9 protein-coding genes and 1 tRNA gene are annotated in these 11506 nt (G+C 52.5%); 3 read left to right on the forward strand and 7 right to left on the reverse strand.

Annotated elements, in window-relative coordinates:
• A partial coding sequence (locus tag R6U67_RS12300; protein ID WP_410252821.1) for a response regulator transcription factor occupies window positions 1-777 on the reverse strand: 777 nt, incomplete at its 3' end.
• Between the two features lie 224 nt (window positions 778-1001).
• Here R6U67_RS12300 and R6U67_RS12305 point away from each other — a divergent pair.
• On the forward strand, window positions 1002-1229 hold the full coding sequence (locus R6U67_RS12305; RefSeq protein ID WP_410252822.1) for a DUF6761 family protein: 228 nt from the start codon (window positions 1002-1004) through the stop codon (window positions 1227-1229).
• A gap of 88 nt (window positions 1230-1317) precedes the next feature.
• Here the strand turns inward: R6U67_RS12305 and R6U67_RS12310 are convergent, their stop codons facing one another.
• The 4 genes from R6U67_RS12310 to murG all read right to left on the reverse strand — a co-directional run bounded on the left by R6U67_RS12310 (window position 1318) and on the right by murG (window position 8198).
• Window positions 1318-3486: a CHASE2 domain-containing protein gene (locus R6U67_RS12310; protein ID WP_410252823.1), complete on the reverse strand. Its 2169-nt coding sequence runs from the start codon at window positions 3484-3486 to the stop codon at window positions 1318-1320.
• 26 nt (window positions 3487-3512) lie between these two features.
• The gene (locus tag R6U67_RS12315; protein WP_410252824.1) at window positions 3513-5381 is read right to left on the reverse strand and encodes a hypothetical protein; all 1869 of its coding nucleotides are present in this window, start codon (window positions 5379-5381) and stop codon (window positions 3513-3515) included.
• Between the two features lie 181 nt (window positions 5382-5562).
• Complete coding sequence (locus R6U67_RS12320; RefSeq protein WP_410252825.1) at window positions 5563-6924, reverse strand: phospholipid carrier-dependent glycosyltransferase; 1362 nt, start codon at window positions 6922-6924, stop codon at window positions 5563-5565.
• Between the two features lie 203 nt (window positions 6925-7127).
• A complete protein-coding gene (gene murG, locus R6U67_RS12325) occupies window positions 7128-8198 on the reverse strand; it encodes an undecaprenyldiphospho-muramoylpentapeptide beta-N-acetylglucosaminyltransferase (RefSeq protein WP_410252826.1) in 1071 nt (356 codons plus the stop codon).
• A 409-nt stretch (window positions 8199-8607) separates the two neighbouring features.
• Between murG and R6U67_RS12330 the strand changes: the two genes are divergently transcribed.
• Window positions 8608-10257 carry a protein kinase domain-containing protein gene (locus R6U67_RS12330; RefSeq protein WP_410252827.1) on the forward strand — a complete coding sequence of 550 codons (1650 nt, stop codon included), beginning with the start codon at window positions 8608-8610 and terminating at the stop codon, window positions 10255-10257.
• 3 nt (window positions 10258-10260) lie between these two features.
• On the opposite strand, the gene R6U67_RS12335 is transcribed toward R6U67_RS12330, so the two are convergent.
• Window positions 10261-10332: transfer RNA gene (locus R6U67_RS12335), tRNA-Thr, on the reverse strand.
• Window positions 10333-10488: 156 nt separating this feature from the next.
• Between R6U67_RS12335 and R6U67_RS12340 the strand changes: the two genes are divergently transcribed.
• Window positions 10489-10716 carry a DNA-directed RNA polymerase subunit omega gene (locus tag R6U67_RS12340; protein ID WP_068789795.1) on the forward strand — a complete coding sequence of 76 codons (228 nt, stop codon included), beginning with the start codon at window positions 10489-10491 and terminating at the stop codon, window positions 10714-10716.
• Between the two features lie 574 nt (window positions 10717-11290).
• Here R6U67_RS12340 and R6U67_RS12345 read toward each other — a convergent pair.
• Window positions 11291-11482, reverse strand: a complete 192-nt coding sequence (locus R6U67_RS12345) for a hypothetical protein (protein ID WP_410252828.1) — start codon at window positions 11480-11482, stop codon at window positions 11291-11293.
• Window positions 11483-11506 lie beyond the last annotated feature (24 nt).

Genomic DNA, 11506 nt, shown 5'->3' on the forward strand with positions numbered 1-11506 from the left:
TCCGGGTTGACCATTGAGACTATTTAGGCTATGACGATTGACGGTGTAGGCGTCTTGAAACTCTTGGCCCGGAGGAGATTCGACAAGGGATTCGGCCCCCGTGAGGTTGAAGCGATATCCCACATTGCGAACGGTTTGAATTAAGTTCGGTTGGCGAGGATCTCGTTCGATTTTTTTCCGCAGCGAGAGAACATGGGTGTCAATGGTGCGGGGGTTATCAATCGCATCGGGCCAAGCTCGTTGTAGTAACTCTGAACGACTCAGGGGCGTTCCTCCAGCCTGAGCTAACACGTACAGTAAGCTGAACTCTTGCGGGGTTAATTCAATGGGTTGATCTTGATAGCGGACACGCCGCTGCACGATATCGACTTTGATGTCACCATATTCGAGATAGGCGGGAGGCGCCATGGTGCGGTGACGACGTAAGAGGGCTTCGACCCGAGCCAGAAACTCCTGCATTCCAAAGGGTTTGCAGATATAGTCATCAGCCCCGGCTTTGAGGGCGGTGACGATGTCAGCTTCGCTATTACGCGCTGATAACATGAGGACAAGACATTGATGTTGTTGATAAAGCCAACGGGCAAATTCAACCCCATCTCCGTCTCGAAGATCTGAGTCAACAATGGCTAAGGTCGGCTGGCGGTGATAGAAGACATCTTGTGCGTGTCGGAGGTCTGCGGACTGACACACGCTATATCCGGCTTGCTGAAGATGCCAACCTAGGAGCGATCGCAGTTGAGGGTTTCCCTCAACGATTTGGATGCAAACAGAACTCACAACAAACTATACCCCTGTAGTGTTCGATCGGTCTGAAACGAGAAGCAACCCTACGCTAGCAAAGGCTTTGTCATGGTTCTGTAACTCCTGTTACCTGACGTTGGCCAGTGATCTCGGTCAGAGACAGGCTTGAGTGGTTTCTGTTACCCTGAAAGGAGAGGGTCAGCCCTCGGGCTGACTCTCCTGTTCCCCGTCAATTTGTCCTTCTGTTAACCGGCTTAACCATGTTACAAAATACTCTGACAATCCGGCATTACCAAGCCTTGACTGACCGCTTTACGAGTCTCTGGGGTCGAGGCTATCGCACTGATGATCTTAGACTCTACTTAGATGGTTATTTAAGTGCGCTGCGTCAAGATAAAAGTCTAGAACCGATCCTGATCCATCGTCTTGAGGAGGAGGCGTTACGCTTTATTCAAGACCCCTCTAACTTTGAGGTTCCCTATTATTAAGTCTCGCGGGACAAGAGGGACCCTCAGCCATCCGGTTCAGGCTAGAGGCTGCACTCAGGGTCAGTCCCTTTGGGACATCCCCAGGTGTTCACCCTGAGGCGTTGGGAGTTGATTGGGCCAAACAATAACAGTTTTTGCCCTGTTTTTTAGCCTCAAACATGGCTTCGTCGGCGAGATGAATTAGCTGATCAAGCTGATGTTCATGGATTGGGTAAATACCAATTCCTAGGCTGGTGGTGACTGAGACGGTTCCCTCTGCTAGCTCAAAGGGGTCAGAGAGGGTTTTGACTAATTTTTGAGCGACACGCTCGGCATCCGCAACGCTCGGAATGCCGGGCAAAATAACGGTAAATTCATCTCCACCCAGGCGAGCAACAGTGTCACTTCCTCGTAAACTGCTACTCAACCGATTGGCAACATGTTGTAGCAAAATATCACCGGAAGCGTGACCCAAGGTATCATTAACCTCCTTGAATCCATCGAGATCTAAAAACATAACTCCCACAAGTTTTTGATTGCTTTGCGCCCAATCAATAGACTGTCTAAGACGTTCTTGAAAAAGTTTGCGGTTGGGCAATCCTGTGAGTTCGTCGTGATTGGCATCTTGTTTGAGGGCAGCATTGGACTCGGCCAACTCGGCGGCCATCTGTTTCAGTTGGTCTTCGAGGAGCTTGCGTTCGGTAATATCGCGAATGACACCAATGAGAAAGTGGTTACCCGAGCCATCGGCGTGAAGCGATCGCTTGGTGGCCAGGATATGAATGTTTCCTTCAGCGTCGGTGAGGGTTTCTTCGGTTTCGCGATCGCACCCGGTTTGCAAAACCTGTTCATCTTCTCGCCGGAAAGCTTCGGCTTGGGCTTGGGGAAAGATTTCAGATTCTGAGCGATCGAGTAATGTCGTCAGAGGATAGCCGACTAAGTCACTATAGGCTTGGTTCAACACCACAGAACGTAAGGCGGTATCTTTGACAAAAATGGGGTCAGGAATCGTATTGATGATGCTTTGCAAAAATTCCTTAGATTTGCGTAATTCCTCACCTAAATAGGCGAGATAGCCCACAATGACAGCCGTTGAGCCAGAGAGAGACAACAGGGCCGGAATCACCGGAATCCAAACATGGAGACAATACGCACCATAGCTGAGTCCGGTCAACACTAGCATGGCGATGATGAGAGCCACCAGCGATCGCCGCACCGAGGGTAAGATCCAACTCAGGAACGCCCCTAACCAAGCCCAAGCTAAGATCCAGATGACTTCAGCCAGTTCCGGCCAGACGGTCAGCATGGGCCGTCCCTCTAACGACGCATCGAGAAGCTGTCCGACAAACTCGGCCTGAAGTAATACCCCGGGGACTTCCTTCTGAGTATTGAGAAGACTGCGACTATAGGGGGTAATAAACACATCTCGGATACTCGACGCGGTCGAACCAATCAAGACCACGCGATCGCGAATCAACTCGTCGGACACCTCCCCATTTAAGACTTGCTGTAAGGTGACGGTTTTAATATCGCTAGCGGGACCGCGATAGTTGAGTAGAAACTGATAGCCGCGATCGTCGGCCTGAACATAGGGGCCATCATGGGCCTCGAAGCGAGGAAAGACCACTGTACCGAGCTGCATCTCCCCCGTCGGGGCCTCTCGGGGGGTCATATTCTCCTGTTCCAAGTACAGCAACGCCAACTTGAGAGCAAAGCTACGATGAAACTGCCGATTCTCATCACGCAGAAAGAGGTAACTACGGCGGACAACCCCATCAGCGTCGACCAATGTATTGTTAAACCCGACCGCATTTCGGTCTTTGAGAACCTGAGGCGCATCCACTTTAGAACCGGGTTCGTAGCCAATTTTCTCAATTCCGATGAGGTTCTCTTGCTGTTCAAACAACTCAACCAGTTCGTCATGACCCGGCTCAACGGGTAAATCTCGATAGATATCTAAGCCAATGGCGCGAGGGTTTGACTCATTTAAGCGTTCAATCAAATCGGCCAAAACCTGGTCAGGAATCGGCCAGGTTCCCACTTCCCGTAAGTCATCTTCATCAATTCCCACCACTAACAGACGGTCATTGAGGGGAGAGGAGGGTCGTAGGCGTAAAAAGAGATCCGATGCGGCCCATTCGGCCCCTTGCAAGAGTCCCAAACCCCGTAATACCAAAACAAGTCCAGCAACACCGGTGGCCGCAATCATCTTGTACCCTTCGGACGAGGAGATGTCGAAGGTGCGTTGAGCCAAACGTCGTTTCAAGGCTGACCACATGATGGTTGGGGCGATAGGGTAAGGGGTTACACAAAACAGTGGATGCTGAGGGCTAATCCTAAGCCGATGAATAGGCCCGTCACGCTGGTGATGATGACTCCAAGATGCTCTGCAAACGTTCCCTGATAGGCAATGGTGGCTTGATGAACTCCCGGAGGAATCCAGACTTGAATCCGCCCATCTGGGGTATGGTCAACCCGTTGCCAAGGGCGGTCATCGAGACGAACGAACCAAGCGGGATAGTCGAAGGTCCGTAGTTCGACGGCTTGGGAGACGAGGGTGGGATTGTGAGCGGAAAAGACTCGTTGACCGGGTTGCCAGCGATCGCGTGATAGCTCCCCTTCTCCTCCATTTTGCCAGGCTAATAAGGGATACTCCTGAGGCGGTGGCATTTCTAAGTTTACCCATTTGGCTCGATATTCGTAGACATCGACAAGAGCAAGTTGTTGTCCGCGTCGCCAATGCCAGTTGAGAAATAGCTCTCCTGGGGGCAGCGTGTAGGTGTCACTGATGGTTTTTTGGCTGGCCAGTCGGGCAAATTGATGGATGCTTGAGGGGTCGTAGCTGGCTCGTTCGGCGATCATGATGCCTTGGGCGATCTGGGTGGCGATCGCCACGCCTAACAGCCCGCAGAGGAGGGCGACGGCGCCTTGACGGGCGGGGGATGAGGAATGGCTGCGATCGCTCGTGGCCAGACCATGTCCGAGCAGCAATGGCACATAGACGCAGGGAATGGCCAGCCAACGCCAGGAAAACTGAATCGCTTGTAAGACGTAGGTGGGTTCATACAGCCATCCTAGGAGATCGGTGGTCATCAGCAAGGCAATGCTACTGCCCACGAGCCAATAGCCACTGAGGCGCAATTGGGGGGCTTTGGGAAGCCAATCGCAGGCGATCCCGAGGCGAACCAGAGCTGCCCCGAGGCTAACGAACAGGGACAGCCACCAGAGATCGAGTAACCCGCGATCGAACCAATGGTCTGTGAGTTGGGGCTGGAATTGCCAAAGTCCCGATAGGATGAGGCGATTTTGCGGCAGGTAGTCGGGGGAATTGTAGAGGGCGGATAGTTGTACGGAACCGCTATCGAGGAGAATGGGAATGAGGAAAAATGCGCTCAGTCCAAGGGCCAGGAGAACGGCAAGGTAACAGCGATATAAGGCCGATTTGCGTTGGCCTGGGGCGGCGATCCAGGCGGGAAAAGGTAGCCAAATCAGGGTGAAAATCAGCAGGGTGGGCAGATGGGAGAGGATGAGGAGGGTATAGGCCCCCGTCAAGGGTAGAATTTTGCTTCCCAGGAGGGTTCTCCAGCTTGTGAGGAGGCCTCTCCTGGAGAGGTCGGGGTCTTCGTCTGAATCGAGTGGGTTGGGCGGGTGATGGTTTTCTGCAACGAGGTCTTCTGCAACGAGGTCTAGGGTGGTGAGGTTAATCCAGGGAATGAGGGCGATGGCCCAGACTTCTCCGAGGGACCCTCGTTGATAGATATCGACCAGGAAATAGGGGGAGAGGATGCCCAAGGCGGCAACGAGGATGGCAATCCAGCGAGGAAAGAGGCGATCGCCTAAGCCATATAAGCCAGCGGCTAGGACGGCTAGGGCCAGGGCCATGCTACCAATGAGAGAGCCTTCGAGTCCCCATCCCAGGGCGCGAAAGGGCAAGGTCGCCAGCATACAAAGGGGGGGATAGAAGGCAAAGGTGGCATTACCAAAGCCGAAGTTGGAGAATTCTAGCCAGCGAGGATAGACTTGTCCGCTAAAAAACTGATGTTGGTATTGAATGGCCCAACTGAGGTTAAAGTGGGTCGAATGGGTGATTGGATAGCTACGTTCGAGCATTGGCGCGATCGCCACCAAAATCACCGCCCCGAGGATGAGCCAACTTTGCCAATGCCGAATCATAGTTAGTTTGTTGTTCGTTGTGATTCTTGAGTCGCTAATGGTTAGACATCATATAGCGTTTCCCGATCTGATGAGGCACACCCTGTTCCCAGTTCCGGTGTTCCCTGTTCCCTGTTCCCTGTTCCCTATTCCCTGTTCCCTGTTCCCTGTTCCCTGTTCCCAGTTCCCTATTCCCTATTCCCTAATACCAGGATGGAAACCACATACGGCGGTTAAACTGGTCAGGAGAGAGGGGAAGTCCCAGATAGATGGGTAGCCAAAAGATAAACCCGGCGATGATGACGGCGATCGCGCCCCAACTCAGACTACGCCAAAGCCAATGGCGTTGCCTTAAGCCAGAGTCAACCCATCCCGCCAGGGTCATAACGGCAAGTATAGAGGCTGCCATATAGTGGTAAATATAGGTACAGCGCGAGACACTTGCCCAAGGTAGAAAGTTGGCACAATACTGAGTAATAATAATACTTTGTAGGTAAAAGTTATTACCACAAAACTGTTTATTTGTCCACCAATCTCCTAAGCTAGAAACCCATTTCCATATCAATCCAGCTATGGCTAACGTGGAGAGCCACCAGAGGATTGGATTACCAAAAGCATGGATATCAAAAATGGTGGTCTCTCCCTGAATTTCGATTTTTTCAAAGTAATAGGCGACGGGACGATACATCCCAAGCCAACTATACCACGAGGAACAATAGGGATGATCATCAACGCTACTGCCAATACTTTCGTGATAGCCTAAAATTTGGCGCTGCATTCCCAAAAAGGTAAAGTTAGTTTGAAGTTGTAGATGGGGAATCCATTGCAGGCGATAGATCATAAAGGGGACAATGCCAAAGCTAAGTCCAAATTGAAGTACGGGAATTTGGGAGATGGATTTTAGGGGGTTTTTAATTGGGGTTGGTCTGCTGGGAAGGTTTGGGTTAGGAGAACGCCAATGTTGGAGTTCATCGAGTCCCCAGGCAAGTCCGTATAAGAGATATACACCGAGCAAAAAGCCGAGTCCATTCCATTTGACGGATGCACAAGCGCCCCAAAATCCTCCAGCTAAAATTAGCCATTTTAGGGACATATTTTCGGCAATCGCCTTACCAAAACACCAAAGTCCGAGTAATCCGAAAAAGATGAGATAGACGTTGATTAAACTTAGGCGAGATTCAACCAGAAGTAAGCCATCGAGGGCAACGAATCCACTGGCGAGAAGCGTGAGGCGATCGCGACGGGTCAATTGGTAGGCGATCGCCCCCACTAACAGAGGAATTAGGGACCCGGTGACGGCGTTCAGCCAGCGATAGGCGATCGCGTTAAGTTGACTGACGGCGGTGGCTTCAGCGAAGGTTGTCGCCCCGCCAAAAAGATGAGCGTGAAGCCAAATTCCTAGGGCTAAAAAGTATTTTCCGAGAGGTGGGTGAACATCGAATAAATCCAGTTGTTTGAGATAACTAAACCCGTGATCGGCGAAATAGATTTCGTCAAAAATAAGGGTATTAAAGCGGTTAAGTTGCCAAAATCTCAGAAACAACGAGACCAGAAAAATGAGCAACAGTCCGAACGCAAGAGGTTTGTTGCTCAGCGCTGAGGGAAAAAACCCCTTTTTGGGGGATATGTGAGATAGGGGGTTAGGGCTAGACTGGGACAAAATGGAACGCTGTAGGTAATGCTGTGAACGATGAACGATGAACAGGTGTTAGGGCAACAGCCATCAAGGAGTCAGGATGATTGATTCAGCATCATTGATGAACCGTTCTAATTCAGTTTCTCGCGGATCAATTCAGCCAAACGCTCGGCACTGTTGGGAATCGCTAAATGTGACATGGCGGTGGTCATCTGCTGGAGTTGTTCGGGGTCTTTTATGAGGGTTTCAACTTCCGTTTGTAGGAGTTCTGGCGAGAGATGTTCTTGGCGGAAGAGTCGGGCGGCGCCGGCTTCCATAAAGCCGACGGCGTTATAGAATTGATGGTCTTCGGCGGCGTAGGGAAAGGGGATGAGAATGGCGGGAGTATGGGCGATCGCCAACTCGGTTAAGGACCCCGAACCCGCACGAGAAATCGCCAAATTAGCCCGTTGCAACAGAGCCGCTACTTGATCATAAAAGGGCAAAGCAAGATACTGAGGATGTTGTAAACTGCCCGCATTCGGGTCATTCTCCCCGGTGAGGTGAACCACCCAAGCCCCTAACTCGAACCAAGCGGGGGCGCATTGACGCACCAAGTGATTCACCGCTACGGCACCTTGACTCCCACCCATAACGGCAATTAGAGGCACATCCGGGGGAATGGGTAAGTCGAGGCGGTGCGATTCCCGAAAGGAAGATCGCACCGGGGTTCCGAGGCAAATCGTGGGATATTGGGCGAGTCGTCGTTCGGCTTCAGGGAACCCAACCGCTACCACGTCACACCAACGGGCGAACCATTTGGTAACTTTGCCGGGAATGGCGTTAGATTCATGGAGAATGACGGGGAGTTGCAGCGATCGCGCCGCTAGAATGGCCGGGGCGGCAATATAGCCCCCAGTGGTAAATACGCCGTCGAATTGTCCCCGTTTGAGGAGTTGACGACAGCGGATTGTGGCTTTAACTAAGCGATAGATGACTCGTAGCGTTCCCAAGCCAGGGCGAGACTGAAATCCCTCAACTTGAACCAGATGCACGGGATAGCGATCGCCGACTAATTGCCGTTCGAGGCGATCCCGAACGCCTAACCACTCGATTTCGAGATCGCTTAGGCATTCAGCGGTGGCGAGGGCGGGGAAGACATGGCCGCCAGTGCCACTTGCGGCGATAAGTAGACGTTTTGAGGCAGAATGGGGACGTTCCACAATAGAAGAATGAACAATGAGCCGTTACTAATGAGCCGTTACTAATCTAACGATGACCTATAACTGATGAACTCGTCACAGTTAAAAGGGGGGAAACCTTGCTATGGTATTGTTTCCATTGGTTTTATGTCAGTTTTGTCTATCCTAGGCGATCGCGCGAGCCTGGTGAGAGTCTCTGATTAAGTTGCCTCTTGCCTAGGGCAACTACAAGGGCGGGCAACCACAAGGGATTGCCCCTACGTTGTTTCTCCCCTCTTGGGAGGGGTCAGGGGTGGGTTATCCCTTTTGCCTCTTGCCATCCCCTCTTGGGAGGGGTCAGGGGTGGGTTATCCCTTTTGCCTCTTGCCTTTTCTTCCCCTCTCCCCTCTCCTAACTCTCAACTGTCAACCGTCACCTGTCAACTGGCCTCATGACACTCGTAAACCAACGCTATCGAATTTTACAATCTTTAGGGCGAGGGGGCTTCGGTGAGACGTTTCTAGTCGAAGATACGCAAATGCCGTCTCACCGGCGTTGTGTTCTCAAGCAGCTTAAACCCACCAGTCAGGATGAGGCGACGCGGCGGTTGATTGAACAACGCTTTGCCCGCGAGGCGGCGATTTTGGAATCGCTCGGGGATAATCATCCTCAAATTCCCCGGCTTTATGCCTATTTTGTCGAAGCTGAGCAGTTTTATCTGGTTCAGGAGTGGGTTGAGGGCTTAACTCTGACGGAACGGCTGAATCGTCGCGGAACTTTCTCGGAGTCGGAGATTCGCGATCTGTTGCGGGAGGTGTTGCCGGTGTTGGCGTTTGTGCATCGTCAGGGGATTGTGCATCGGGATATTAAGCCGGATAACATTATTTTGCGCGATCGCGATGGAAAGCCGGTCTTGATTGATTTTGGGGCGGTACGGGAAACGATGACCACGGTGATGAGTGGTTCGGGGTCCCTGACGAGCAGTATTGTGATTGGTACGCCGGGCTTTATGTCGAGTGAACAGGCGGCGGGCCGGCCGTTGTTTTCGAGTGATTTGTATAGTTTGGGGCTAACGGCGATTTTTCTGTTGACGGGTAAGCTTCCCCAGGATTTGCCGAGTGATCCTCGCACTGGGGAGATTTCCTGGCAATCGCTGTTGACGATCCAGGATCGCCCTTTGGCGGCGGTGTTGGAGCGGGCGATCGCGGCCTATCCTCGCGATCGCTTTGCCAGTGCCGAGGAGATGTTAGCGGCGTTAGATCGCAACGGATCTACTCCAATTCCGCCGGTGGTTCCAACGGCCCCTGGGCCAGAGACGAGCGGGCCAACGGTGGCGGTTGCCCCAGGTTGGAATGCAGGCACACCTCCACCGACGCAGGGAGCCACTGAAGCCGTTTCCCCTGGAGTTCCTTCACCGGGTACGAATCCCTCGCCTGGCCCGGCCTCGAAGAATAAGAAAGGGGTTCTTTTAGGTGCGTTGCTGCTGGGGGTGATTGGCGGTGGGGTGATGGCAACGGTGGCCTTGCAGGATAGCGATCGCACCCCTCAAGATGATGACTCAGTCGTTGTCTCGCCTACGCCTACCCCGACGCCCACTCCGACACCAGAACCGACACCAACCCCGACGCCTACCCCGACGCCGGAACCGACTCCGGAACCGACTCCGGAACCAACACCGGAACCCACCCCGACGCCCACTCCGACACCGGAACCCACTCCGGAACCCACTCCAGAACCAACACCGGAACCGCGTCCTTCTGTCAGTGACAGTACTCGCGATTATTATGCGGCTTTAGGGGGGGATAATGTCTATGACCTCAGTTTGGGCTGGAATCGCTTATCTCGCGAGATGCAGCAAAATCGCAATCTACATCCTGAGGGTTTTGAGAGTTATCGGGATTGGTGGAGTACGGTTGATCGGGTGCGGGTGAATGATATCCGAGTTATACGCGAGGATCGCAATGAGGCGGTGGTTGAGGTGGATGTCATCTATGAGATGAACGATGGCAGACTCTCGCGAGACCAACCACGGTTGATTTGGTCCTGGCAAGAGGCGGGCAATCTCTGGGTCATCGATCGCACGGAACGCCCCCCAGACTAAAAAAGCCGATGACGAGATTTGAACTCGTGACCGCTCGATTACGAATCGAGTGCTCTACCACTGAGCTACATCGGCAAACGATTTATCATTATAACACATTGGCGGTTTCTGTCAACGCCTAAACTCCAGTCTGCGGATTCGTTGTGGTCGGCCGATTCTGGCGGACTCATTCGGGCAAAGAGTTTGTTACACTGGGGGATGTTCTTTTGTCTGAGCCGGTTCACCCCTTTTATGCAGAAACGCACTCCCCTCGAAACCACAAACTTAATGCGTCGCGCCGAAGAACTCGTCGATGCAGCCTCGAATCGCTATCGTATCACCGTCCAGGTGGCCAATCGCGCTAAACGTCGGCGCTATGAAGATTTTGATAATTTGGATGAGCCGGGGATGAAGCCGGTGGTGCGGGCGATCGTTGAGATGTCTGATGAGTTGACGCAACCTGAGATTATTGGCGATTAAAGGCCAGTGCTAGATCTGAGTGCTAGATCAATGTTAGATGGATTGAGAGTCCTATTGTTGGAACGGGTTTGAGCCATGATGTCCTCCCGATTGCAGAAGCGAGTTACGCATTTTTTGGTGATTGCCTTAAGTCTAATGGCGTTGACGGTCATTGGTGCGAATGCGGCGCAGTTGCGGGAGGCGGCTGGGGAGGGGTCTTGGGTGTCACCCGAGACGATCGCCCAACGACCCCGCAATACTCGCGATCTCTGGCGGGAGGTCTATGAGATGATGCCAGAGTTACCTCTGGAAAATCAGTATGTGAATGGGGAAACGGGGGAGAGGGATGAGGAGAGTACGCTGATCTCTCGTCTGATTCGCTATCACATTTTTATTAAGGCTCGACCGAATCGGTTTCGTTTGGATTGGAAGTTAACCCTGGCGGATTATCTGGGGGCTTATGAGCGGATGGTGCGGGATACCTATCCGGGGGCGAATGTGTTGACGGAGAACCCGTTGGAAGGGGATCAGGCGGCGATCGCCAGTCTAAGCCGTCAGCAGCGCGATCGCCTGGTTCATGTGTTGACGAGTTTGTTTAATCCCAATTATCTGTCTCTGGTGGAGGAGCAAGCGAATCGAGAGTTGGCGGAGGGAACGCAGGAAACGGTGGATGAGACGTCTCTGGAGGGAGAGGAACGCCGTCACTCATTTCGATTTCTTCGCCTTTGCGGGCATACTCATAAGCTCTTTTCCCGTTTATATTTTTTGCTGAAAAAACAGGGGGGATTTGATCCTGCTCACCAACAAACTC

Source organism: Sodalinema sp. (assembly GCF_046483825.1).
Lineage (GTDB): Bacteria > Cyanobacteriota > Cyanobacteriia > Cyanobacteriales > Geitlerinemataceae > Sodalinema.